The sequence below is a fragment of the Anaerolineales bacterium genome, assembly GCA_016928575.1.
GTDB lineage: Bacteria > Chloroflexota > Anaerolineae > Anaerolineales > RBG-16-64-43 > JAFGKK01.
The window spans coordinates 60,607-84,258 of record JAFGKK010000057.1; the positions used below are offsets into that span (position 1 = coordinate 60,607).

Below are 23,652 nucleotides of genomic sequence, written 5' to 3' on the forward strand. Positions count from 1 at the left end.
ACCGCCGGAGGCCCGCGGGCGCCCGTGGCAGACGCTGCGGCTTACCCGTCCCCGGAGCCGACCGGCCAAGCGGAATCCCTTTCGGGGGAAGGTTGATGGGAAAGGATGATGACGTCTTTCAGGAGGAAAGATTCGGGGTTCGGCCTCTGCCTTTTTTGGTCTTCCGATCCGCCCTTTCCCGTTCTTCCTTTACCCGAAACCGGACGATTTTTTCGATTAGGCCGAACGGGATCGGCTTATCCAGCGGGAATTGGACGGCCCCTTTGGATACCGGATACGGCAAAAGCTCCTTCCGGAATTCCGACGTGCCGCTCGGCGTCGGATAGAATCCGATATGGCGCCGGAAGGCGCCGTAGTGAACCAGATTCCTTCCAAAAAGCGTAAAAGTCGGCAGCTGGTATTTGATAGCCTCCCTCCCGTCCGGCGCGGCTTTGCGGATGGCGGCCCGGATCTTTCGAAGGACGGCTTGTACATCCGGAGGAAAAGCGCGGACGTAGGTTTCTATATCCTGCGGGATCGGCTCACCGGGTTTCATGATTCCTGCTTTCGGAAACGGGACATTCTTCCGCGCCCAAGGAGCATATGCGATTGCGGGTGGATTTGCCGTCCGGTGCAATGAAGACGAATCGGGATTTCCGGTAAATTGTCAAAAATGGATCGTCCGGTAAACCATAAGCAATGGAATCCCCAAAACCGGGTCGATCCTTCCCTCGCCCTGGCTGATGGAGGATAGGCGGGCGGCGTTCCATGCCACGATCCGTTTTCTTCATCCGGGTGGACGTATTCCGGCGGCTCTTATAGGCCGCCGGATTTTTCGAAGCGATGATTCTTTCCTGCCGCCATCATAAAATCGGCGTTAGGTCCGCGGCGGCACTACCGGGAAAGTTGATGAAGTACCGTTTTTCTTCGGTGGGAAGAATAAAGAACCACGCCAACTCCGTGGGGCTGTCTCCAATATAGATCCCCTTATAGATAGTATCCAATTGCACGAGCCATTTGCCGAAATCCTCGGTGGCGGCTCTGTCGGCGGAAGCCGGGGTGACGGTGCCAAAGACCGTGAGGCATTTTCCGCCGTTTGCGAGGGTTATGACAAGGGTCTTGAAGTGGCAGGTATTGAATTCCAGCACCGTGGAGGTCAGCAGAATCTCAATCCCTCTCACGCTCAACGGACCGACAACAGGGCGCGGCGTCGACGTTGGCGAAAGGGTGCTGGTGGGGGTGGCGGTCGATGTATTGGTTGGGGTGGAGGTAAGCGTTGGGGTCAGTGTATTGGTCGGAGTGGGCGTGAAGGTCGGGCCGAATAATTGACCGGGGCCGCACCCTGCCAAAAGAGACGCGCTGATCAGGGCGAGAACGATTAACTTTTTCATATGAGCTCCTTGGTGGATGTGCCATGCTTTGTATCCGGATCGAAAGCCGGAAGCCCGATGCGCTTCACGCAACAGCCGGTCCTAACCCTATTTCCCGGGAGATACATTCCCAACGGATTGTGCAAAAAGGTGCAGGAAGTCATTGCGAGCGTTTCACGGGGCGTGCTCCATGCCATCCGACAGACACAGTTTTTTTCCCTGAGCAGGATCGAAGCGGCCCCGGCCCGCCCGTGTGGTCCGGGACGGGCTTCGCTTCCTCCGGTCGATCCCGCTCCGCGAGGACAGGGTCGCAATGACATTATCGATCGCCTTTTTCAGAACCTGGCCAAGGAAACGGAAACGACCCTTGGATGGGAACCTCTCTATGAGCGCGGACAAGGCGGTCAGGTCCTCCGGGGGCTTTTCTCACAAGACCGCTTGGCGACTCACAGCAAGCTACTGGGCGTACTCCTGCAGCTGCCTCGCCCTCCGGGGGTGCCGCAGGCGGCGCAGCGCCCGGCCTTCGATCTGGCGGATGCGTTCGCGGGTCAGCCCGAACTTCTGGCCGACCTCTTCGAGCGTATAAGGCCGCTCGCCGCACAACCCGAAGCGCATCCGCAGCACCCGCGCCTCGCGCGGGCTGAGAGTGGAAAGGACTTCCTCCACCTTCTCGCGCAACAGCTGTTCGCTGGCGCTTTCGGTGGGCGAGGGGGTGAGGGTGTCTTCCACGAACGTGATCATCTCCTCGTCCTCGTCGCCGACCGGGTTTTCCAGGGAAACCGGGCGCCAAGAAACCTGCAGCATCCAATCCACTTTGCGTTCGTCAAGCCCCATCACCCGGCCGATTTCCTCCGAGGTGGCCTTGCGGCCGGTGCGCTGTTCGATGTCGTGCGCGGTGCGGTACAGGCGCTGGATGCGGTCGGTCATGTGCACCGGCACCCTTATCGTCCGGCTTTGGTCGGCGATCGCGCGCGAAATGGTCTGACGGATCCACCACGTGGCGTAGGTGGAGAAGCGGAACCCGCGGTGGTAGTCGAATTTTTCCACGGCTTTCATCAGCCCGAGGTTGCCCTCCTGGATCAGGTCCAGGAAGTGAACGCCGCGCCCCATGTACCGCTTGGCGACGCTGACCACCAGGCGGGTATTGGCCTTGATCAGATGCTCGCGCGCGGCCAGGCCGTCGATGATCAAGGCGTCCAATTGGCGGCGTTTTTGGACCGTGGAGGGGGAGGCTTCGTGGTTTTTCCGCATCGCCCGCAGGCGCAGGGCGGCTTCGCGCCCGGCTTCGATCCTCCGGGCCAGCGCGATTTCCTCCTGGGTGGAGAGCAGGGGGACCCGCGACATTTCCTTGAGGTACAACCCGACGGTGTCGTCGATGGAGATCCGCGCTAGATCGCTTTCCTTGCTGGCGCCGGCGCGTTTCGACGGAGTCCGCAGGGCGGGCGGCAAACCGCTCTCGCACACCTCGACTCCGGCGCTGTGCAGGAATGCCAGTACGCGGTGGAATTCCCCCGCCCGCTTGGCGGCGCTGGGGAAGGCTTCGAGGATGTCGTCGGTGGTGATGTACCCCTGGAACTCCGCTTGTTCCAGTAGGTCTGCAACTTGTTCTCGGTTTCGCCAATCACGCTCCATGCGGTTCTCTCCTTGTAAGGAAGGTCTTGCATGGGGGCAGGACGGCTTTCGTTATTCCGAACCGGCTGGAATGTTGGGAACGATGCCTTCACGCCCGAGTACGAGTTCAGTCGCTAGGGATCCGCCGGAAGAGGGAACGCCCTCCGCCGGGAGGAAACCCGGGTGCCAAACCCCGAGCTGGAGTTTGGGATCGGTTTGCGCTGGAGTTATTTCTTTGTGGACGGCTTTTTCTTGCCTCCGCCGGCGGATTTCCCAGCGGCGGAGGTTTTCTTCCCTCCCGGCGCTTTTTTGCGCGGCGCCTTGATCGCGGTTTTTTTCTTCGCGGTTTTCTCCTTCGCGGACGATACGGATTTCGCTCCCGCCGCCTTGGCCGGAGCGTGAGCCTTGCTTGCCGCGGATTTTTCCGATGCGGCGGATTGTTTTTGTTTCACCGGTTCGGCGGCCGTTGGAATTCCTTCCACGACCAACCCGGCCGGCTCTTCCTCCGGATGGAAGCATTCGCTTTCGTTGAGGTCGTTCCCGCAGACCGGACATAAACCTTTGCAATCCGGCCGGCAGAGCGGGCGAGTGGGCTGGTTGATCAGGACATACTCGCGGAGGAGAGGTTCCAGGTTCAGGTGTGCGTCTTCCCCGATCGCCAGGAGCGGATCGGTGGCGTTTTGCGGCGGGTAAACGAACAGGTCTTCCAAATGGATGGCGATGGGAGCGGCGAACGGCTTTAGGCAGCGGGCGCATTCGGCTGGATTTTGAGCGAAAAAATCACCCTTGGCCACAATACCTTGCGGTGTTCGGGTGAGTTGCATGCTGCCGGAGAACTCTTCGACTTGCAGGTCGCTTCCCAGGCTGAGTTTCGACTCCCGGAAGTCGAACTGCCGGCCATAGCCTGCCGACTGGCTGAGGAGGAAACCAACGTTCAGTCGAAGTGGGCGGTAATGGGTATGCACTTGGGAAAAACCGCATCAAATCAAGGCTTTTTTCATTCTAGCATATAAGGATATGCGAAGTCAAATTTCTCGGATTTATTCGGATATATTGTGTCATAATCACCTCTTGAGTACAATACAAATGCGTTGGAGGAGGTTTCGAATGGAAGGTTTTCTGCATTCGGATTCGCTGGAGGAAGAGCCCCGCAAGGAAAGCGTTCCGGTTCGGTCCCGTCTGCAGCGTATGGCAAATCTTCTAGCTCCGGAACAGCGTTTGTTGCTTTCGGTTTTTTTATTCATGGACGTGTGCATCATTTGTTTCGCCTTCCTGTTCCTTTTTCAAAAAGTGGCGCTTCCCTTCTAGCAACCGGATCTCTCCCCGGAGAAAGCAACGGTATCTTCCAGTGGATATCCGACCTTCCCCGATTGCAGGAACCTGGTATTCCGATAGGCCGGACGCCCTCGCGGAACAGCTTGACGGCTTCATCCGGTCCGCGCCTGCCGAGCAATCCCCCGGCGGGTTGGTGGGGGTGATCGTCCCGCACGCCGGACACCGCTATTCGGGTCCCGTCGCCGGAAGCGCCTTCAGCCTGATGCGCGGCCTCGACCCCGAGATCGTCGCAGTGGTTTCGCCGATGCACAGCCTGGCTCCGGCACCGTTGGTGACCTGCGGCCACGAGGCGTATCGAACCCCGTTGGGGATCGTCCCGGTGGATCGGGACGCCGTCCAAGCCCTGGGGGCCGCCCTGCAAAAACGCTCCGGCCTGACGTTGTTTCCGTTGCGCAACGACCGGGAGCATTCCCTGGAAATCCAACTGCCTTTCCTCCAGCGGGTGCTGGGTGCGTTCCGGCTGTTGCCGGTCATGATTCTCGACCAGCGCGAATCGACGGCCGAAGCCGCCGGCCTGGCGTTGGCGGAGGCGCTCGCCGGTCGGAAGGCCCTGCTCGTCGGCAGCAGCGATCTCTCCCATTTCTACCCGGACACGGTCGCCAGAAAGTTGGATTCCGAAATGTTGCGGCGCTTGGAGTCGTTTAACCCGTCGGCGGTGATCCGCGCCGAGGAAGAGGGGGCTGCCTTTGCCTGCGGACGGGGCGCGATCGCCGCCGTCTTCTGGGCCGCCAAGGCGATGGGCGCCGATCGCGTAACCCGGGTCGCCTACGCCACCTCGGGCGACGTCACCGGGGATTATTCCTCCGTCGTCGGATACGGGGCGGCGGCCATCTGGCGGGCCGCCCCCGCATGAAGCAATTCGTCGAAATCGCCGTCCTGGCGCCCACTGTCAAATCCCTATTCCACTATCACCTTCCGGATGGTTGGGAGATTCCCGCGCCGGGGGCTTTGGTCGTTGCGCCTTTCGGCGCGCAAAAAGTCCAAGGCGTCGTGTTCCGAGAGGTCGCCCGCCCGGAAGTGCCGGATACCCGCCCGGTGGATTCGATCCTCGATCCGCATCCGGTCCTCACGCCCGCTCAACTCCGCTTGGCTCAATGGATGGCGGAGTATTATCGTACAACGCTCGATTCCTGCCTTTCGGCGATGCTGCCTCCCGGTTTGGCCCGCCATGCGGAGGCGCTGTACGAGCGTACGGACGCCCCGTTCCGTCCGGAAAAGCTGGTCCAGCAGCGGCTGTGGAAACTCCTCGGCGAACGCGGCCCGCTCCGCAGCGGACAGATCCGCGTGGCGCTCGGCCCGCTGGCGTGGGAGCGGGAAGCGGACCGGATGGTCCGCTCCGGTTGGCTTCGCCGGCGCAGCGTCCTTCCCCCGCCCTCGGTCCGGCCGAAGAAGGTCCGCCTGATCCAACTCGCCGTCCCGTCCTCCGAGGCGCAGCGGCGGATCCTTGAACTCCGGTCCGGCGGCGTGGCCTCGGCGCGCAAGACCGCCTTTGAACGACGTGCGCGGGTCCTCGAATCCCTGGTCGGTGAAGGCAAACCCCTGGCGGTGGATTGGGTGTACGCCTCCTCCGACGCACGCTTGAGCGACCTCCGATGGATGGCGGAGGAGGGATGGATCGATTTGACGTATGAGGAGGCGCTGCGCGACCCGCTTTCCGGCAGGGCTTTCCCGCGCAGCGCGCCGCCGGTTCTCACTACGGAGCAGGAATCCGCCCTGGCGCGGATCGTCGATGCAGTCCGCAACCGGCGCTCCGAGCATTTCCTGCTATGGGGCGTGACCGGCTCGGGCAAGACCGAAGTCTACCTGCGTGCGGTCGAGGAGGCCGTGCGGCGCGGCGCCCAGGCGATCGTCCTGGTTCCCGAAATCGCGCTCACCCCGCAGATGGTCCAGCGTTTTGGCTCTCGCTTTGCGGGAAGGCTCGCGCTGATCCACAGCCGGCTTTCGGCGGGCGAACGCTACGACACCTGGCGCCGGGCGCGGGCCGGAACCGTGGACGTAGTGCTTGGACCGCGCAGCGCGCTGTTTGCGCCCCTGCCGAACGTCGGCCTGATTGTGCTGGACGAAGAGCACGACCCGTCCTATAAATCCGGCACGGCGCCCCACTACCACGCGCGGGAGACGGCTTTGGAGTTGGCGCGCCTGCTGTCCGCACCCTGCCTTCTCGGATCGGCGACGCCGGATCTGGTCAGCTACGCCGGCGCCCAATCCGGAAGACACAGCCTGCTTCGGCTGACCCGCCGGGTGGCGGCGGACATGCCGGCCGGCACGGCGCCGGCCCTGCCCCCGGTGGAGATCGTCGATATGCGCCGGGAACTGCGCGCGGGGAACCGCTCGATCTTCAGCCGCAGGCTGACTGCCGCATTGGAGGAGTGCCTGCGCCGCAAGGAACAGGCGATCCTGTTCCTCAATCGTCGCGGAACGGCGTCCGCCGTTGTCTGCCGGTCGTGCGGCCAGGCTGTCGCCTGCCCGCGCTGCGGGATAGCGTTGACCGGTCATGGGACGGCGCTGCGGTGCCACTACTGCAACTACCGACGTTCGCTTCCTGCAACCTGCCCGGCCTGCGGCAGCTCCGCGATCCGCACCCTGGGAGTCGGCACCCGCCGGGTGGAGGAGGAAATCCGGCGGATGTTCCCGGAAGCCCGAACCTTGTGCTGGGACAGGGATGCGGTGGAGGAAGCCGGCGAACACGAGATCCTGCTCGAGCATTTCGCCTCGCGCCGTGCGGACGTTCTGGTCGGAACCCAGATGATCGCCAAGGGTCTGGATTTGCCGCACGTCACGCTGGTGGGGATCGTCCTGGCGGAACTCGGTTTGCTGCTGCCGGACTATCGCTCCGCGGAAAGGGTGTTTCAACTGCTCCTGCAGGTGGCGGGCCGCGCCGGACGGGCCGTCCGGCCGGGGACCGTCGTGCTGCAAACCTACCTGCCCGACCACTACGTCCTGCAGACCGCCGCGGCGCACGACTACCCCGCGTTTGCGCGGATCGAGTACGAACACCGCCGCGCGCTGGGGTATCCACCCTACCGGAACCTGGTCCGTTTGGTGTTCGTACACACAAATGAATCCGAGGCCGCCCGGGCCGCGGAGGCGATGGCCCAAACTCTGCGCGCGCGGATCGCCGAGCGCGGGCTGGCGGATACCTCGCTGACCGGACCGGTGCCGTGCTTCTTCGAGAAAATCGCCGGACGCCACCGCTGGCAACTCATCTTGCGCGGGCCCGCGCCGTCGTCCCTGGTCGAGCTTCCCCTGCCGGAAGGCTGCCAGGCCGATGTCGATCCGGTGACGTTGCTGTAAAATATATCTTCACCGCCCCGCAGCTTCGCCGGGGTTGGAGGTGGGTATGAATCGAATCGGTCGTGCCGCTCCGTTTTTCATCATCGCCGTTTTCTTCTGCGTCCTTTCGTTGGTCTGCTCCGGAACTGGCGACTTATCCGGGGGCGGATCCGGCGGCGGGGGCGGTTGGTGGACCAGCGGGGATTCCGAAGGCTCCTGGGGGGATCCGGATCAGAGTGATGATTCCTGGTGGAGTTCGGACGATGATGCCGGCGGCTGGGATTGGGGCGACAGCGGATCCGACAGCGGCAGTTGGGGCGACGGCGGCTCCGACAGCGGCAGTTGGGGCGACGGCGGCTCCGACGGCGGCAGTTGGGGCGACGGCGGCGGCTCCGACAGCGGATCCTGGTGAGGAGGCGGCATGTCGATTTGCTTCTTCTTTCTCTCGATTATCTTTTTCGTCATCGGCCTGGTGGTGCTGATTGCGCCGGGAGCGCAATCGCTCCGCGGGTATCCGCCGGTTTCCCAGATTCCTTCCGGCGGAAAACCGGCTGCTCGTCCGGCCCCTGCGATTGCACCGGCGGCCGGCGGGCTGGGAGGAAGTCCTATGGAACCGGAATTGAAGAAACTCGCCGGAATCCGCGTCGGCCAGCGGCTGAAGGTTCCGCATCCGGTCAAAGGGGAGCTTGCCGTCCACGTCCTCGGCCGGATTCTCTATAATGAATTGTGGCAGCAAGCCCGGTCCGCACAAAGCCCGTGGGTGCCGACCGGAAACCAGTTCGCGGGCTTCTGGCTCGATGGGGAGATGCTGTTGTTGAACTGGCTCAACCGCTTTTACCTGTTGGATACGAACGATCCGCTGTCGGATACCGATATCGCGCGCGATTTCGCGCCGCACGCCAAGAAATTCGCGCAGAGCGACCAGACGGCGAAGGTCTACTTTGCCTATCCGCCGGCTTCCTGGAAGATCGACGACATTGGAAAATTTCAAATCGCCTCGGTCGAAGGCGCGACCCTTCACGCCCGGATCGGCGCGGTCGGCCGCTTCATTCATGCCAGCGGCGACGGCGGCCGCGCGCTGGTGGTGGAGGATTACGAAGGCGGCGCAGGCCAAGATTGCGCCTGGATCGGGTACCTTTTGGGCGAAGAAGATATCCAATCGGCCTAGGGGACGACGGCGGGCCGAGTAGGGCGTACCCCTTGTCGAGACCGGCGCCTGTATCGAGACGGTGGTATCGATACGCAGAATCCGTTGTTGGACCACCCAAGGAAAAGCGAGGATCCATGAAGAATTGGCTTTCGAAAGGCTATTGGGCGGTTTTGATCCTCTTGCTGGCGGCGATCGCTGTCGGACAGGTCGTTTCGTACCTCGCGGCGCGGGCGAGTTGGGAGGCGTTTGCCGCCCTGCTTCCGAAGTACCTCAGCATGGTGGCCTTCTGGGGGCCGTTGGTTGCGCTCGTGGCCGGCGTATTTGTCTGGGTCATGCTGAAATTGCTGGGATTCCACTCCTTGGCCGACATCCGCCGGGAATCGGTCGAGGAAAACAATCCGGCTCCGGCGATCATTTTCATCGGCACGATGATCTCCGCGATCCTCTTCATGATGCTGATCCTGCGGCCGTAGCGCAGTCCGGGGGGCGGATTTCAGATTGGGGTTTTTCAACCGGGATCCAATTCCGCGGATCCGCCGCCTCCCTGTTCCCCAAACCACAGTGTCCGCATCGCTTGGAAGGTTGCCCTTGGCTCATGGAGCCCGCGGCCGCCGCGGCGGCGCGACAAAGGCTGCAGGAGGAGGAGGGGGAGATGCCTCATTATTCCGCGCCGGATTTGGACGGGGATTGGGATTTTTAGATCGTCCGTGCGAACACCGGAGTCTTACGGAATCCTGAGGTGCTCGCCAAACTGGTGCAGGAGGAAGCCCGGGCCGGATGGGTCCTGCTCGAGAAATTCGACAACAGCCGGGTGCGGTTTTAGCACCCGTTCGGCGCCCGAAGAAGCGATTCCTCTCTGCCGCCGGGCATGGATCCGTACCGGACTCATTATGGGATGAGCCCGTTGTTGTTCGTCACCCTCCTCACCACGGCGGTCGCCGGGGCGAGTCTCCTGATCACATTCCTCTTAATCCTGCTTATCGGCCTGCTCGCCGGAGGCGGAATCCTGAGCGGGGGACCATAACCCGATCGCCTCTCTACTTTAAAAACCGAACGGCGCGGGTCAAAAGGCCGCGTCTTTTTTTTCTTCTCTGTTGCCCGAACTTCCTTGGCCGCGGCATCCGCGTCGGTTGGGGAGGTATGGTTCGGATGAGGGGCCCGGTCCGCACCCGTCCCCGGTGTTCCTCTGAGGGCGCCTGCGCAGGATGTTGTTGGCCGTTAAGGCGGGTCGCCCCATCCCCCCGGGCGATGCCATTGGGAAAATCTGCTGTGGTATTACGAAGTATAAGCTCGAAGGATTGACGCTTTCCCCTGCCGGATGGTATACTCTGCGAACTCCCGCGGGACCTCCGGCGGGAGAATTTCTGCCCCGGAATAGGGGCGCTCCCGCCGCAATAGGCGGGAATACCTCACGCGGCGGACCCCTCCGCGCGTGCCGGACCCAGATAGGGTCCGGTTACGGAGGGGGATGAACCCGCGGTGGACCAACGCAAAGGAGCGTTATGGCCGCCAATATCTCCCTCAAGGCCCTCCTCGAGGCCGGGGTGCACTTTGGGCATCGGACCCACAAGTGGCACCCGAAAATGAAGCCCTACATCTTCACCGAGCGCAACGGAGTCCATATCATCGACCTGCAGCAGACGGTCTCGTCGCTGGGCAATGTCTGCGGCCTGATCCGCGACACCGTCGCCGCGGGGGGGACGATCCTGTTCGTGGGGACCAAGCGCCAAGCCCAGGACACCATCGAAGCCGAGGCGAAGCGCTGCGGGATGCCCTACGTCACCGATCGCTGGCTGGGCGGGACTCTCACCAACTGGCGCACCATGAAGGAGCGCATCGACGAACTTAACAAATTGGAGAAGATGGAAGCCACCGGTGAAATGGCGCGGCTGACCAAGAAGGAAGGCCTGATACTCCAGCGCCGGATGGAGCGCTTGCGCCTGCGCCTGGGCGGCATCCGCGACATGGCCGGCTTGCCCAATCTGGTCTTCGCCATCGACGTCCACCGCGAATCCACCGCCGTCCACGAAGCCAACATCCTGAAGATCCCGATCGTGGCGCTGGTGGACACCAACTGCGATCCGTCGGGGGTGGATTACGTCATCCCGTCAAACGACGACGCGATCCGCGCGATCAAACTGCTCACCTCCAAAATCGCCGATGCGGTCCTGGAAGGCCGCGCCTTGCGGAAGGATGAGGAGCCGGAGGCCGCCGAAAAGGAGGTCCCGGAGGAACAGTTATTGAGCGAAGGGACTCTGGCCAAGGTGAAAGCGTCCGCGGAATCGGAAAAAGAAACCGCCCCAGCGCCGGCGGAAGAGGAGAAATGACCGATGGCTATCTCGGCTGACCTGATAAAACAACTGCGGGAAACGACCGGCGCCGGAATCCTGGATTGCCGGACAACCCTCGAGCAAACCGGGGGCGACATGGACAAAGCCGTCGCCGTTCTGCGCGAGAAGGGGCTTGCGGCTGCGGCCAAACGGGCCGACCGGGTGACCAAGGACGGGGTGATCGAACTTTACAGCCACGGCAACGGGCGGGTGGGGGTGATGGTGGAGGTCAATTGCGAGACTGATTTCGTCGCCCGCACCGAGGAGTTCCGGCATTTCGCGCACGAAATTGCCCTGCAAGTCGCCGCGAACTCGGCGAAGTATCTGGATGTCGCCGATGTCCCGGAGAAGACTCTTGAGGAACAGAAGACTCTGGCCGCGGCGCAGGCCAAGGCGGAGGGCAAGCCCGCCGGGGTGGTGGAAAAAATCGTGGAAGGCCGCCTGGCGAAGTTCTACCAGGATGTCTGCCTTCTGCAGCAGCCCTACATCCGCGATGAGAATATGACCGTCGGCGATTTGTTCAAACAGATCGTCGCTTCCACGCGGGAGAATGTCGTCATCCGGAGATTCGCACGCTGGGAATTGGGTGCGGATGCGGAGTGAACCCGAACGGGCCTGCCAGAGCGGCGGGCCCGTTTTTGATCGCGCGGATGATCGCGGCTTTCCGGATGGGCTATAATTCACAGCCACAAGTCCGCGGCTTCGAAATACAACGCCGCCGCTTGCGGATTCGACATCCGCAAAAGGAGCGCGAGGCATGACCAAATTGACGTGCGAAAAGTGCGGCGGGGAAATGCGCTTGGCGGCTGGGGATCCGGACGACGCTCCCGTTCCGGAAGGCCGGGTGAAATTGGTTTGCAGCCGCTGTAAGAGTTTTCGCATGGAAGAAATGTCCTTCCTCGAAAAAAGTCTGCTGTTCCCTTCGCGGGAAGGATTGGAAATCCACGCCACCGGCCAGACAGCCCCGCTTCCGCTCCCGGCCAAGGACGTCAAATACCGGAGAATCCTGCTGAAGCTGGGAGGCGAGTCGCTTTCCGGTCCGGACGGGAACGGGATCGATCCCGCGGCCGGTGAGACGCTGGCCCAGCGGATCCAGGCCGTCCGGGAAATGGGAATTCAGGTGGCGGTGGTGATCGGCGCCGGGAATTTGTGGCGGGGCCGGGCGGGTTTGGAGCACGGGATGGAGCGGGCGACGGCGGATTATATGGGGATGATCGCCACCGTGATCAATTCGCTGGCGCTGATGGACGCCCTGGAACGCCAGCACCTTTTTGTCCGGGTCCAATCCGCGATCGAAATGCGGGCCGTGGCCGAGCCGTACATCCGGCGCCGGGCCATCCGCCACCTCGAGAAGGGACGGGTGGTGATTTTCGGCGGCGGGACGGGCAACCCGTACTTTTCCACCGATACCGCGGCCGCGCTGCGGGCGATGGAGATCGACGCCGACGTGCTGATCAAGGCCACCAAAGTGGACGGGGTGTACGATTCCGACCCGCGCAAGAACCCCGCCGCCAAAAAATTCGAAAGCCTGACCTACATCGAAACGTTGAACCGCCGTTTGGGGGTCTTGGACAGCACGGCGATCTCCCTCTGCATGGACAACAACCTGCCGATCCTGGTGCTGAACCTGTGGCAGGAGGATATGCTGGAGCGGGCGATGCGCGGGGAAGCCGTGGGGACGATCATCCGCTCCGGCGGCGATCGTTGAACGGAATCCCGGACGGGGAGTTCGTCGGGCCGCCGTCCGTCGCACGGATCATTCCAAACGGAGGAGGATAAGCCATGGTGAAGGAAGCGCTGATCGAAGCCGGCAACAAGATGAAGAGCGCTGAAAAAGCCCTCGAGGAATCGCTTTCCAGCCTGCGCACGGGCCGCGCCAGCCCGATGCTGGTGGAAAAGCTGATGGTCGATTATTACGACGTCCCGACGCCGCTGATGCAACTGGCCACCATCTCCGCGCCCGAACCGCGCCTGCTGGCGATCAAGCCCTTCGATCCCACGTCGATTAAAACCATTGAGAAGGCAATCCTGGCCTCCGATCTGGGGCTGACGCCCACCAACGACGGCAAGATCATCCGCCTGTCGATCCCCGCCCTAACCGAAGACCGCCGCAGGGATCTGGTGAAAATCGTGCACCACCGCGCCGAGGAAACCCGGATCGCCATCCGCAACGTCCGGCGGGATACCCACAACGACCTGCGGGAATTTGAAAAGGAAAAAATCATCTCGGAAGACGAGCGCGAACGCGGCGAAGAGGATCTGCAGAAACTGACGGACAAACACATCGAAAGCGTGGAACAGATCGTCGCGCGCAAAGAAAAGGAAATCATGGAGGTCTGATTCGGCGCAGGAAGGCAGGGTTTTCTCCGCCGCGAAAGAGGAATCCGCAGGATGGGTAAGACGGGCGCATCGACACCGGCCGGGCCGCCGCCCGGCCTGCCGACCAACATTCCGGGGCATGTCGCCATCATCATGGACGGAAACGGCCGCTGGGCGAAATCCCGCGGCTTGCCGCGCTTGGCCGGCCACCGGGCCGGGGTCGAAAACCTGAGGCGGGTGATCGAAGGCTGCGCCGAATTCCGGGTAAGATACCTCACCCTGTACGCGTTCTCCACCGAAAATTGGGAGCGGCCGGAAGAAGAAGTGAAAGGGTTGCTGCGGATCCTGGAGGAGGTCATCGACCGCGAACTGGACGAACTGCACCGGAACGGAGTGCAATTGCACCATATCGGGCGGCTGGAGGGCCTGAGCCCGTTCCTGCGCAAGAAAGTCCAGCAGGCGATCGAAATGACCCGCGGCAACACGCGCCTGGTGCTCAACATCGCCTTCAACTACGGCGGACGCGACGAATTGGTTTACGCGCTGCGGCGGATGATCCGCGACGGCGTGTCCGCCGACGCCGTCGACGAGGCGCTGGTCGGGAAATACCTCTTCACGGCGGGGATCCCCGACCCGGATTTGGTGATCCGCACGTCCGGCGAACAGCGGACCAGCAATTTCCTGCTGTGGCAATCGGCGTATTCCGAATGGTACTTCCCTGAAACCCTATGGCCTGATTTTGACAAGGAGGAGCTGCGCAAGGCGCTCTGGGAATACAGCTCCCGCGAGCGCCGGTTCGGAGGCATCCTTCCCGCCGCGCCGGTCTCATAAAAGCATGCTCCGCGATCGATTGGTCGTCATCCTGATCCTGATCCCCGCGGGAATGGGCGTCCTGTTGGCAGGCGGCCCCTTTTTCATCGGGTTGGTTGCCCTGCTGCTAAGCATGGCGGCTTGGGAATATGCCCGCCTGTTTTCCGCCCCGGAGCGCCCGATTCCGCCGGCCGTGCTCGCCGCCGGATGTGCGGCCCTCGCGGTCGCGCGCGGTGTTTTCGCTTTTGATCATGCCGGCGCCGTGTGGACCGGGGTCATCTTTCTGTCGCTGATCTGGTTTCTTTTACGATTCGAGTTCCGGGGCGAGCGGCAGGCCGCCACCGCCATGGGCATAACACTCGGAGGGACGTTGTACATCGGCTGGCTGGGATCGTATTTGGTCTCCCTGCGCCTCCTACCGAGCGGATATTGGTGGTTTCTCATCTGCCTGGCCGCCGTCGGCGCGGCTGACTCTTCCGCTTACTTGGTCGGCCGGATCTGGGGCAGGCATCCGCTGGCCCGTCGCATCAGCCCGAAAAAAACATGGGAAGGGTATCTTGGAGGCGCCGCCGGATCGACCCTCGCCGGTTTCATGATCGCTTGGCTTGTTCAGGCGGTCGCGGGGACCGACGGCGGAATCACGCCGGCCGCCGGTTTGCTGTTGGGGGCGTTGATCGGCTTGCTGTCCACGCTCGGCGACCTGGGAATCAGCATGATCAAGCGCGAGATGGCACAGAAGGATTCGGGGGATTTTTTCCCAGGCCACGGCGGCGTTCTGGATCGGATCGATTCGTGGCTGGTGATGGCGGTCGTCGGATACTATACGATCGTCGGATTGCTGCCCGCGCTCGGACTTCGCTAAATCCACAAATCCAGTGTTGGCCTGCATCCCTGTGGAGTGCGTGTCCCCCGCAACCACAGTCTGCGACGACCGGCAGGTTTCCCCATGCCGGATTCCGCAGGGCCGGGATGGCGGCGGTCGGTTGGCTGGATCGTCATCCGGCCGGCATTGCGGTCGGCGTGGATGTCGCGTCCCCTGCTCCGGTTCCCCCGTCGTAAGGCTGCCACCAGGTTTCCCCGAAACCGCCGTACCCGCTCGACAACCCGCAGACGGCCACTTCTCCCTGCAGGACGCAGTTTGAGAATCCCTGGGGTCCGATAACCCCCATCAGGTCCGCCAGGGTGTAGGAATCCTCGCCGAGAAGGATCAGTGTGGATCGCGCGTCGCTGCGCGTGAAAACGATCAAGCCGATGCCGCTGGCCGGGACGGACCCGAAACCGGGGATATCGATTTTCAGATATCCGGACGCGGTGTATCCCGAGCTTGAGGGCAGGCGGATGCCGAGCGGATCGAAGTATGTTTGGATTCCCGGGCTGGAAAGCGTGGCCAGAAGAATCAGATCCTTTCCGGCCGCGCTTTCAGGAGCGATCGCCGATGGAATCCCGACCTCCGTCAGATACTGCTGGAGGACTTGGAGCGGACCCAACAGGCTGGCCGAAAGGGCCACATCCCCCATCGGCACGATCAGTGTTTCGCGCGTAAAGAGGAAGGGGAAATCCGTCAGGTCGCGGACCCGCGGGGCGCTCAGCAGGAACTCCGCCAGGCGGCGGATCCAGACGGAGTTGTCGGCGACCTGATTGTAGGGCGGCTGAAGGAAGGTCATATCGCCGACGGCCAGGACGCTACCGCCGGGATCGAGCGCGGCAACGGCGTAGGCGCCGTCGGCATCCGTCCGCGAGGATTTGGTGGTCCGGGAGCTTTGGATGAGCACCTTCCCGCTTCCGGTTTGCAGAGAGTGGGCGGCGTACAGCACGACGGAGGAGAGGTTCTTGGTCAGCGCGTCGGCCGAGAAATCGCGGAAAAACACATTGCGGTAATTGCCTTCGTATTCCGTCATGTTGTACAGGTAGTCGTCGAGGAACGTGATGTCGAAGGCCGCCAGCAGGCTGTTGGCGGCGATCACGTCCGCCATCACGGTGGCCGAACCGTATCCGTAGTAATCGTAGGAGACGGCCGAGCGGGTCGGATCGGTCAGGACCAGCACTCGTCCGCCCCGCCGCACGAAGTCCTTCAGCAACCGGATTTCCGTTGAGGTGAAGGATTCGATCGGACAGACGGTCACGTAAGCGGTCGCGTATTTAAGTTGGTCCGGCAGAGAGCGATCCTGGTAAGAACCGTAGACGACGCTTTCCACCCGCGCCCCCTGGGCGTGAAGGATTCCGGTCAGGGATTCCAATTCGGAGGGCGAGAACAAGTTGGCATGCGCCTGGTCCAGCAGGATGATTCGACCGGGGAAGGCGGCGTCGGTTTCCGGGGCCGCGGCGGTGGAAAGCGGCGGCAAGGGGATCGCGTATTCCATGTAGTCCGGCGTGGCCGGGGATTTCGACCGCCAGAAGAATCCCTGATGAAACCAAACCAGCCGCGCCAGCACGGGCAGCATGAGCAATCCGACGGCGATGGGAATCCGGTAGCGGGTCATGGCAGCCTCCGGTCGAGTTCAGGAATGTAGAGGTAGTAAACTCCGGCCGAACGCGGGTAAGGGGTCAGGGTTCCATCCGCCGCTTCGAGGAAGAATTGATATTCGTAAGCGGAGGAGCGGCCTTCGAACGCCAGGGTGGAAAGGTCCCGGGTTTCGAAATTCCACACGTGTGCGAGGGCGGCGGCTTTTTCCAGCGAATCCGAATACCCGCCCAGTGCGTCGACCAGCCCGAGGCGCACCGCTTCGCTGCCGATGAACAGTTTCCCGCTGAGGATCTCCTCCGGCGTGGCGTTCAAGGTTTCGCCCCGGCCGGCGCGCACGGCTTGATAGAAACTCCGCTTGAGCGGATCCAGCAGGCGCAGGGTCTCGTCCCGCGAACCGCCGAAAAATTTGTACGGTCCGGTGGACACTTCATCCTCGTACACCGAAGGGGCTGACGGCAGGACGGTGCGGACGCCGATGTTTCCGACCTGCGAGGAAGGCCTGGCGACGATGAAATCGGTGCCGACCGCCAAATAATACGCGCCGCTGGCGGCCATCGATTCAACGGACGCAACGACCGGCTTTTTTCCGCGCAGGCGGATCAATTCGAGGTAGACCGATTCGGTGTCGGCGACGGTGCCGCCAGGGCAGTCCAGCACCAGCACCACCGCCTGGATCTCCGGGTGATCGTAGGCATACCGCAGTTGGGCGGTCACGTCGCCGGCCGAGTAGGAGTGGATCGCATCCCGGAGATACACCGTTCCGATGACCGGCCGCGGGATGAGCAAGGACAGCAAAATTCCAGCCAACAATGGAAGCGCCGTCCACAGCGCGGGTTTGGCCAGCGGATGCGAGAGCCACTTCGTCTTTATATATTCCATCGCCGCTCCTTTCCCAAACTTAAAGAAACGGAATCCCAAACAGAGGGATTGCCTTGGGGGAAACCCCGGGAAAGCATAACGGGTTTTCGGCGGGGGCGCAAATCCCCCTCCTTCATCCTTCCCCGACGGGAGGGAATCCAAGAAGGACACCTTCCCACCGGGGAGAACCCAAGGGGGCGAGGCAGCCGGTTCGCCTACGCCGGTTCAAGCTCGCCGCGAACCGTCTGATACAGCGATTCGGCCCGCAGATCGTGCAGGGTATAGCACTTGGCCCCCAGATGCCGGGCGAGGTCCGCGGCCAATCCCTGATCGAAAGCGGCATGCTCCATGTTCACCACCACGCTGCGGATCTTTTGGCGACCGATCTCTTCCGCAATCCGGTAGGCTTCGACCAGCGGCGGCTGGCTGCCGACGGCGACATTGCCCGCTCCGTCGGTCAACAAAATCATCAGCGGCATGATGTCCGGATGGGTGATCTTCTCGTTGCGCAGGGTCCTCAACGCCATCGCCAGACCCGCCGATAAGGGCGTTTTCCCGCCGACCGGGATGTCGGCCAGGGCTTTGCGGGCCAGGCTTGTTGAATTTGTGGGCGGCAGAACCAGCAGTGAGCGGTCCTTCTGGAACACGACCAGCCCGACCCGGTCCCGCCGTTGATAGGCGTCGGTCAAGAGGGAGAGGATGGCGCCCTTGGTCGCCGTCATTCGTTCCGCCACCGCCATCGACCAGGAGGCGTCGACGACGAACAAGATCAAGTTGCCGGCCCGGCGCACCCGGACCTTGCTGTGGAAATCCTCCCGTCGGAGGATTAAAGCCATGCGCTCCTGCTCCCGCCGGCGCTGGATCTGGAACGGCGCGGCGGCCCGCAGGGTGGCGTCGAACGCCAGATCGTCGGCCTTCCCGGGCGTGGCGCGGGATTGCACGTAGCGGCCGCGTCGTTCTTTGGTGCGGGTCCGTGAGCGTCGGCCTTTCAGCGGGCGGGTGAGCTTGTCGAGCGGGGTGTCCAACCGCCGGGCGGCGAACGCCGCGCCGACTTTGGGCTTCTGTCCGCCTTCCCACCAGGGGGCGTCCTGGGAGTTGGATAGCTCCGGCGAACGGGCGGCGGGCGGATTCTCCGCCGACGAGTCCCGCCCCTCCGGGCGGGTCAGGCTATCTTTTTTTTTTCCGAGTCGTTGGGGACTTCCTGCTCCGGCGGGGCGGCGGTCTCGTCCTGGTTGTGGATGGCGGAGTGGATCTGCTCGATCTGCCGGTCTAGGTTGAACAGGTCGTCGTCCACCTGCTGCAGGGGGCCGCGTTTCAACCGGTGCGGGAGAGCCAGCTCGGCCGCCAGGGCGATGTCGTGGTGGGTGAGGGAGGACCGGCCTTCCAGCGCGGCTTGGGCCCGCGCCGCCTTCAGGATGACCAGGTCCGCGCGGTGACCGTCGACCTTGAGCGAGGTGGTCAAACCGGCGATGGTGAGTAGGTCGTGCGAGGAATAGCGGACATCGTCCACCAATTCCCGCGCCTTCTCGATTTCCTCCGAAAGGGCGGTTTCCTGCCCGTGCCACTCGGCGCGGAATTTTTCCGGATCGGCTTCGAACGCCAGGTTGCGCTCCATAATCGCCACCCGGTCTCGCAGTTCGTCGATGCCGCGGACGTCGACGCACAGGGCGAACCGGTCCAGCAGCTGGGGCCGGAGGTCGCCCTCCTCCGGATTCATCGTGCCGACGAGGATGAACCGCGCCGGATGGGCGAAGGAGATCCCTTCCCGTTCGACGATGTTCATGCCGCTGGCGGCGGAATCGAGCAGGATGTCGACAACGTGGTCGTCGAGCAGGTTGACCTCGTCGATGTAGAGCAAGCCGCGGTTGGCGGCCGCCAGCACGCCCGGTTCGAACCAGCGCTCGCCTTTCTGGATCGCCCGTTCGATGTCCATCGTCCCCACCACGCGGTCCTCGGTTGCCGATACGGGGAGGTCCACGAAGGCGGTGCGGCGTTTTTCCACCGGCAGGGCTTCCCCGTCGGAAACCCGCATCCGGCATTCGGTGCACCAGGATGTCGGACGGTCAGGATCGCAGCCGAAGCGGCAGCCGACGACCGATCGGACTTCCGGAAGCAGGGCGGCCAGCGACCGCGCCGCGGTGGATTTCGCGGTTCCGCGTTCGCCGCGGATCAGGACCCCGCCGATCCGGGGATTGACGGCGTTAAGCAGCAGCGCGCGTTTCATGCGCTCCTGCCCGGCGATCGCAGGGAAGGGAAAAATGTTGGGCATGCCTATCCTCGCGGGAAATTATACCGCTCGAAGTCCGGATTTCCGGCCGTCTCCGGTTAAGGTTGCCAAAACCTTGGAATTCCCTTTATAATGCCCTCCATTACGCTTCCGGAGAAAGATACCTTCATGCAAACCCGTAGTCCGCAACCCAGCCAGGGGGATAATCCCGAGGCTCAAAACGCCGAAACCCCCATGAACGAGCTTCTCCAGGACAGCCAGGGCGCCAATGTTCCCAAGAAGGGCGAGGTGCGCAAGGGAACGATCGCCCGGGTTACCCCGGCGGAAATCCTTGTCTCCATAGGCACCAAATCCGAAGGCATCATCCCGGCCAGGGAATTGGAGCGGCTCTCCGCAGACGCCCGGGAAAAATTGAAGGAAGGCGAGGAAATCAGCGTATACGTCGTCGTCCCGGAGGATCACAACGGAAACGTCGTGCTGTCGCTGGCTCGCGCCCAGGAGGAAACGGATTGGCAGCAAGCCGAGGACCTGCGGGTCGGTCAGGAAGTATTTCAGGGGCGGGTCGACGGCTTTAACAAGGGCGGACTGATCGTCAAGGTTGGAAACCTGCGCGGATTCGTTCCGGCGTCGCAGTTTTCCCTGTCCCGCCGCCACCGCAGCGAGGGGGAAACCGTCGATCAAAAATGGAGCCGCATGGTCGGCGAACCCATCTGCGTCAAGGTCATCGAAGTCGACCGCAGCCGCAACCGGCTGATCCTTTCCGAGCGGGCGGCCGCCAAGGAATCCCGCGAAAGCCAGAAGGAACGCCTGTTGCAGGAATTGCAGGAGGGCGAAGTCCGCACCGGACACGTGATCAGCCTGGCGAATTTCGGCGCCTTCGTCGATCTCGGCGGAGCGGACGGGCTGGTGCACCTGTCCGAAATCACCTGGAAGCGGATCAACCATCCTTCCGAAGTCCTGAAGGTCGGGCAGTCGGTCAAGGTCAAGGTCATCAGCATGGACCGGGAACGCAAGCGGATCAGCCTTTCCATGAAGTCGATGGAAGAGGATCCGTTCACCGTCGCCTCCGAAAAACTGCACGAAGGCCAGCTGGTGAGCGGCACGGTCACCAAACTGACCAAGTTCGGGGCCTTCGCGCGGATCGAGGGATTTGAAGACATCGAAGGGCTGATCCATATTACCGAACTCTCCGAGAACCGCGTGGACCATCCCAAGGACGTGGTTCAAGTAGGCCAGAATTTGACCTTGCGGGTCGTAAAAATCGATGTGGAATCCCGCCGGATCGGCCTGAGCGTGAGGCGGGTGGCCTCCGCCCAATATGCCGACCTGGATTGGGACACCGCCATGAAGGACCTGACCGAATCCAATTCGGAAAGCGCGTCATAAGCCGCAATCCGGAGAACTTCAGGCGCAGGCGAACCCCTGCGCCTTTTCTTTATGGAAGCCTTATGAAACCCTCCGAAAAAACCGCCGTATATCCCAGTAGGTCCACGCAAGGATCGGCGGTTTCCGCTTTGCCCACACCGATCAAACGGAAGCCGAAAGAGCCGAAGCGGCCTTCGAGGTAAAATCCTGCCGTGGTCGAGATACAAACGGATTGGCTGCTTGCGGCGCGAAAGGGGGATACGGATGCCTTTGGCCGGGTTGTGGAAGCATTCCAGAAGCCGGTGTTCAACCTGTGCTACCGGATGCTGGGCAATCCCGAGGATGCCGAGGACGCTGCGCAGGAGTCCTTCTGGCGGGCTTTTAAGGGTCTTTCAAAATATGATTTTAAAAGGCCTTTTGGCACGTGGATGCTGTCGATTGCGGCCCATTACTGCATCGACCGCCTCCGGCGTAAGCGACCGATCCTTCTCTCCCTCGAATCCCTGCTCCCCGAGGACGACGCCCCGGATCGGAGCCCCGATCCTGAAGCCCAGACCCACAGCAAACAGGAACAAGAAGCCGTGCAAAGGCTCTTGGAGCATCTCGGCCGCGAGGAGCGGGCGATGATCGTGATGCGTTATTGGCACGACATGTCGTATGAAGAAATTGCGCACTCGCTTCGCGTTTCGGTGGGCGCGGTGAAAAGCAGGCTGCACCGGGCGCGGCGCATCCTGGCCGACCGTTGGCGTTCACGGCCGCGCTCTTCCGCATTCCAAGGAGGAGGCCATGAATAAACATTTTCAATACCGGGAATGGATATTCGAGGAGGAGAGCCTCCCTGCGGATTCCGCGCGCAAGCTTGAGACCCACCTGAAACAGTGCGCGGAATGCCGGGAAATCGCCGAGGGTTGGCGGGGCGTCCGGCGGATGATTCAGGACGCCGGCCAGAAGGCCCCGCGGGCGGGTTTCAGCGGGCGGTGGAAGGCCTTGGCGGAGGCGCGCCGCAAGGTTCCCAGCCCGCGGCCGGCGTGGGTGTTGTTGGGGGCAGATGCCGTGGGCGCGTTGATCTCGGCGGCGGCCTTGGCGGTCCAAACCTCCGGCCCAGGGTTGTCGCTGGCCGGAGTGGTTACCCGCGACCTGACTGCCGCCGCAGGCGCGCTCGACCGATGGCTGAATATGTCGAGCGCCGTCGGAGGTTTTCTCAACATCCTGTCGCGGTCCATCCCGCCCGCCTACTACCTTTTGGCGGTCTTCATCCTGAGTTTCATCGGCGTTTTGGGTCTGCTGGCGTTCGTGCGCATGAACGGGCGCGGCACCAAACGATGAATTCGATTCGGGGTTGGCTTCGAATCCTCTGGATCGGCGCGGCGCTCATCGCGCAGGGGGCCGATTCCGGCCCGGCAGACGACGGGATCCTGTTTCGGGAAACCTTCACCCTGGCCGAGGGGGAGATCCATGCCGGCAACCTCCTGGCCGTGGACAGCGTCCTTGTGCTCGAGGAAGGGTCGCGTTTTGAAGGCAACCTCATTCTGCTGGACGGATCCCTGGATTTGGCGGGGACGGTCCAAGGGGATATCGCCTCGGCGGGAGCGGCCGTTCGGATCGCGGAAAACGCGGTTCTGGAAGGGAACGTGGTTTGCATCGGCCCCGCGCCGATCGTGGACGAAGGCGCGGCCGTTTCCGGAACGGTGAACGCGGTTGGAGAATTTGCTTTGCCGTTCACCCTGACAATCGCCGAACCGGACGGCGGGGCGGGGGGCGGGTTGTACGCGGCGACCGTCATGGTGTTCCGGACCTTCCTTCTTTCGGCGGTCGCCATTCTGATCGTACTGCTCCTGCCCGAACCCGCCAAACTCGTGGGCCGCACGATCGTTCACCGCCCCGCCCTGTCCTTCCTGATCGGATTGCTGGCGATGATGGCCGCGGGCGCCCTGTTCCTGCTTTTGGCCCTTTCGGTGTGCCTGTCCCCGATCAGCGTGCTGGGCAGTGTGGTGATGTTGGGGGCGGTGCTTTTGGGTTGGTCGGCGGCGGGATTGGAATTCGGACGCCGCGTCTTCGGCGTTTTCCAAGCCCGAGCCCATCCGGCGCTCATGGCCGGAATCGGAACGGGAATCCTGACTCTGATTGCGGGACTGCTGGGAATCATACCCGTCGCCGGTTTGATCCTGATATTCCTGATGATGTCGTTCGTCCTGGGAGCGGTGATTCTGACGCGGTTCGGCGGTCAGGCGTTTTCATACCTCTCCATCGAAAGCGCGCCGGATGCTGAGTCCCGATGCTTCGATCGCAAGGGGTAAGGCGGACAACTTTTAATTCTTGACAATCCACTTCATGGCTGAATTCTCCGCGCAAGCCCGCGATTTCCTTCCCACAAGATGACGCGAGGTGCGCCCTGGGGTTTATCTCAACTTGGGGCCCGGATTCCGATGCGTAAATTCCCGGAGTTGGTTTTGTTCGTTCTTGGATGGACCGCCTACCTCTTGCGGGCCAACGCGATGGGAAGAATCGATTGACGGCGCCGCCTGGGAACGGTCATGGACATCGGCCCAATTCCCTGCCGG

The 23,652-nt window shown here is 62.6% G+C and carries 24 protein-coding genes; 16 read left to right on the plus strand and 8 right to left on the minus strand.

What is annotated here, in order from left to right:
• Positions 1–118 precede the first annotated feature (118 nt).
• From JW929_07020 to JW929_07035, 4 genes are all read right to left on the minus strand, one after another.
• Positions 119–535 (minus strand): DUF1801 domain-containing protein, encoded by a 417-nt coding sequence (locus tag JW929_07020; protein ID MBN1439142.1) that lies wholly within the window; start codon positions 533–535, stop codon positions 119–121.
• A 307-nt stretch (positions 536–842) separates the two neighbouring features.
• Positions 843–1,370: a hypothetical protein gene (locus JW929_07025; GenBank protein ID MBN1439143.1), complete on the minus strand. Its 528-nt coding sequence runs from the start codon at positions 1,368–1,370 to the stop codon at positions 843–845.
• Between the two features lie 435 nt (positions 1,371–1,805).
• A complete protein-coding gene (locus JW929_07030) occupies positions 1,806–2,981 on the minus strand; it encodes a sigma-70 family RNA polymerase sigma factor (protein MBN1439144.1) in 1,176 nt (391 codons plus the stop codon).
• A gap of 206 nt (positions 2,982–3,187) precedes the next feature.
• Positions 3,188–3,925 carry a DUF177 domain-containing protein gene (locus JW929_07035; protein ID MBN1439145.1) on the minus strand — a complete coding sequence of 246 codons (738 nt, stop codon included), beginning with the start codon at positions 3,923–3,925 and terminating at the stop codon, positions 3,188–3,190.
• 142 nt (positions 3,926–4,067) lie between these two features.
• Here JW929_07035 and JW929_07040 point away from each other — a divergent pair, with 142 nt between their 5' ends.
• From JW929_07040 to JW929_07095, 12 genes are all read left to right on the plus strand, one after another.
• A complete protein-coding gene (locus JW929_07040) occupies positions 4,068–4,268 on the plus strand; it encodes a hypothetical protein (protein ID MBN1439146.1) in 201 nt (66 codons plus the stop codon).
• 40 nt (positions 4,269–4,308) lie between these two features.
• Complete coding sequence (gene amrB / locus JW929_07045) at positions 4,309–5,148, plus strand: AmmeMemoRadiSam system protein B (GenBank protein MBN1439147.1); 840 nt, start codon at positions 4,309–4,311, stop codon at positions 5,146–5,148.
• Positions 5,145–7,589 (plus strand): primosomal protein N', encoded by a 2,445-nt coding sequence (priA, locus tag JW929_07050; GenBank protein ID MBN1439148.1) that lies wholly within the window; start codon positions 5,145–5,147, stop codon positions 7,587–7,589. Before amrB ends, priA begins: the two co-directional genes overlap by 4 nt.
• A gap of 46 nt (positions 7,590–7,635) precedes the next feature.
• Positions 7,636–7,980, plus strand: a complete 345-nt coding sequence (locus tag JW929_07055) for a hypothetical protein (GenBank protein MBN1439149.1) — start codon at positions 7,636–7,638, stop codon at positions 7,978–7,980.
• A gap of 9 nt (positions 7,981–7,989) precedes the next feature.
• On the plus strand, positions 7,990–8,736 hold the full coding sequence (locus JW929_07060) for a hypothetical protein (GenBank protein MBN1439150.1): 747 nt from the start codon (positions 7,990–7,992) through the stop codon (positions 8,734–8,736).
• A gap of 116 nt (positions 8,737–8,852) precedes the next feature.
• On the plus strand, positions 8,853–9,191 hold the full coding sequence (locus tag JW929_07065) for a hypothetical protein (GenBank protein ID MBN1439151.1): 339 nt from the start codon (positions 8,853–8,855) through the stop codon (positions 9,189–9,191).
• 1,029 nt (positions 9,192–10,220) lie between these two features.
• Positions 10,221–11,045 (plus strand): 30S ribosomal protein S2, encoded by an 825-nt coding sequence (gene rpsB / locus JW929_07070; GenBank protein ID MBN1439152.1) that lies wholly within the window; start codon positions 10,221–10,223, stop codon positions 11,043–11,045.
• Between the two features lie 3 nt (positions 11,046–11,048).
• Positions 11,049–11,651 (plus strand): translation elongation factor Ts, encoded by a 603-nt coding sequence (gene tsf, locus JW929_07075; protein ID MBN1439153.1) that lies wholly within the window; start codon positions 11,049–11,051, stop codon positions 11,649–11,651.
• 286 nt (positions 11,652–11,937) lie between these two features.
• On the plus strand, positions 11,938–12,756 hold the full coding sequence (locus tag JW929_07080; GenBank protein MBN1439154.1) for a UMP kinase: 819 nt from the start codon (positions 11,938–11,940) through the stop codon (positions 12,754–12,756).
• A 74-nt stretch (positions 12,757–12,830) separates the two neighbouring features.
• The gene (gene frr / locus JW929_07085; GenBank protein ID MBN1439155.1) at positions 12,831–13,388 is read left to right on the plus strand and encodes a ribosome recycling factor; all 558 of its coding nucleotides are present in this window, start codon (positions 12,831–12,833) and stop codon (positions 13,386–13,388) included.
• Positions 13,389–13,439: 51 nt separating this feature from the next.
• Positions 13,440–14,198 carry an isoprenyl transferase gene (locus tag JW929_07090; GenBank protein MBN1439156.1) on the plus strand — a complete coding sequence of 253 codons (759 nt, stop codon included), beginning with the start codon at positions 13,440–13,442 and terminating at the stop codon, positions 14,196–14,198.
• A 4-nt stretch (positions 14,199–14,202) separates the two neighbouring features.
• Positions 14,203–15,039: a phosphatidate cytidylyltransferase gene (locus tag JW929_07095; GenBank protein MBN1439157.1), complete on the plus strand. Its 837-nt coding sequence runs from the start codon at positions 14,203–14,205 to the stop codon at positions 15,037–15,039.
• Positions 15,040–15,172: 133 nt separating this feature from the next.
• On the opposite strand, the gene JW929_07100 is transcribed toward JW929_07095, so the two are convergent.
• The 4 genes from JW929_07100 to JW929_07115 form a co-directional block, all read right to left on the minus strand.
• Positions 15,173–16,657 carry a hypothetical protein gene (locus JW929_07100; GenBank protein ID MBN1439158.1) on the minus strand — a complete coding sequence of 495 codons (1,485 nt, stop codon included), beginning with the start codon at positions 16,655–16,657 and terminating at the stop codon, positions 15,173–15,175.
• Entirely contained in the window at positions 16,654–17,520 is an 867-nt protein-coding gene (locus tag JW929_07105; protein MBN1439159.1) for a S49 family peptidase, read from the minus strand. Before JW929_07105 ends, JW929_07100 begins: the two co-directional genes overlap by 4 nt.
• 194 nt (positions 17,521–17,714) lie before the next feature.
• The gene (locus JW929_07110; GenBank protein ID MBN1439160.1) at positions 17,715–18,524 is read right to left on the minus strand and encodes a VWA domain-containing protein; all 810 of its coding nucleotides are present in this window, start codon (positions 18,522–18,524) and stop codon (positions 17,715–17,717) included.
• A 137-nt stretch (positions 18,525–18,661) separates the two neighbouring features.
• Entirely contained in the window at positions 18,662–19,768 is a 1,107-nt protein-coding gene (locus tag JW929_07115) for an ATP-binding protein (protein ID MBN1439161.1), read from the minus strand.
• Between the two features lie 90 nt (positions 19,769–19,858).
• Between JW929_07115 and JW929_07120 the strand changes: the two genes are divergently transcribed.
• From JW929_07120 to JW929_07135, 4 genes are all read left to right on the plus strand, one after another.
• Positions 19,859–21,112 (plus strand): S1 RNA-binding domain-containing protein, encoded by a 1,254-nt coding sequence (locus JW929_07120; protein MBN1439162.1) that lies wholly within the window; start codon positions 19,859–19,861, stop codon positions 21,110–21,112.
• Between the two features lie 191 nt (positions 21,113–21,303).
• Positions 21,304–21,885, plus strand: coding sequence for a sigma-70 family RNA polymerase sigma factor (locus JW929_07125; protein ID MBN1439163.1), 582 nt, complete (start codon positions 21,304–21,306; stop codon positions 21,883–21,885).
• Positions 21,878–22,417: a hypothetical protein gene (locus JW929_07130; protein ID MBN1439164.1), complete on the plus strand. Its 540-nt coding sequence runs from the start codon at positions 21,878–21,880 to the stop codon at positions 22,415–22,417. The genes JW929_07125 and JW929_07130 overlap by 8 nt, the downstream gene beginning before the upstream one ends.
• Positions 22,414–23,388, plus strand: coding sequence for a polymer-forming cytoskeletal protein (locus JW929_07135; protein MBN1439165.1), 975 nt, complete (start codon positions 22,414–22,416; stop codon positions 23,386–23,388). The genes JW929_07130 and JW929_07135 overlap by 4 nt, the downstream gene beginning before the upstream one ends.
• The last annotated feature ends 264 nt before the right edge of the window (positions 23,389–23,652 follow it).

Bases quoted from the DNA above. Each gene is read 5' to 3' on its own strand.
- JW929_07020 (MBN1439142.1), bottom strand. From the start codon at position 535: ATGAAACCCGGTGAGCCGATCCCGCAGGATATAGAAACCTACGTCCGC.
- JW929_07025 (MBN1439143.1), bottom strand. From the start codon at position 1,370: ATGAAAAAGTTAATCGTTCTCGCCCTGATCAGCGCGTCTCTTTTGGCA.
- JW929_07030 (MBN1439144.1), bottom strand. From the start codon at position 2,981: ATGGAGCGTGATTGGCGAAACCGAGAACAAGTTGCAGACCTACTGGAA.
- JW929_07040 (MBN1439146.1), top strand. From the start codon at position 4,068: ATGGAAGGTTTTCTGCATTCGGATTCGCTGGAGGAAGAGCCCCGCAAG.
- priA (MBN1439148.1), top strand. From the start codon at position 5,145: ATGAAGCAATTCGTCGAAATCGCCGTCCTGGCGCCCACTGTCAAATCC.
- JW929_07055 (MBN1439149.1), top strand. From the start codon at position 7,636: ATGAATCGAATCGGTCGTGCCGCTCCGTTTTTCATCATCGCCGTTTTC.
- JW929_07060 (MBN1439150.1), top strand. From the start codon at position 7,990: ATGTCGATTTGCTTCTTCTTTCTCTCGATTATCTTTTTCGTCATCGGC.
- JW929_07065 (MBN1439151.1), top strand. From the start codon at position 8,853: ATGAAGAATTGGCTTTCGAAAGGCTATTGGGCGGTTTTGATCCTCTTG.
- rpsB (MBN1439152.1), top strand. From the start codon at position 10,221: ATGGCCGCCAATATCTCCCTCAAGGCCCTCCTCGAGGCCGGGGTGCAC.
- tsf (MBN1439153.1), top strand. From the start codon at position 11,049: ATGGCTATCTCGGCTGACCTGATAAAACAACTGCGGGAAACGACCGGC.
- JW929_07080 (MBN1439154.1), top strand. From the start codon at position 11,938: ATGTCCTTCCTCGAAAAAAGTCTGCTGTTCCCTTCGCGGGAAGGATTG.
- frr (MBN1439155.1), top strand. From the start codon at position 12,831: ATGGTGAAGGAAGCGCTGATCGAAGCCGGCAACAAGATGAAGAGCGCT.
- JW929_07090 (MBN1439156.1), top strand. From the start codon at position 13,440: ATGGGTAAGACGGGCGCATCGACACCGGCCGGGCCGCCGCCCGGCCTG.
- JW929_07095 (MBN1439157.1), top strand. From the start codon at position 14,203: ATGCTCCGCGATCGATTGGTCGTCATCCTGATCCTGATCCCCGCGGGA.
- JW929_07100 (MBN1439158.1), bottom strand. From the start codon at position 16,657: ATGACCCGCTACCGGATTCCCATCGCCGTCGGATTGCTCATGCTGCCC.
- JW929_07105 (MBN1439159.1), bottom strand. From the start codon at position 17,520: ATGGAATATATAAAGACGAAGTGGCTCTCGCATCCGCTGGCCAAACCC.
- JW929_07115 (MBN1439161.1), bottom strand. From the start codon at position 19,768: ATGCCCAACATTTTTCCCTTCCCTGCGATCGCCGGGCAGGAGCGCATG.
- JW929_07120 (MBN1439162.1), top strand. From the start codon at position 19,859: ATGCCCTCCATTACGCTTCCGGAGAAAGATACCTTCATGCAAACCCGT.
- JW929_07130 (MBN1439164.1), top strand. From the start codon at position 21,878: ATGAATAAACATTTTCAATACCGGGAATGGATATTCGAGGAGGAGAGC.
- JW929_07135 (MBN1439165.1), top strand. From the start codon at position 22,414: ATGAATTCGATTCGGGGTTGGCTTCGAATCCTCTGGATCGGCGCGGCG.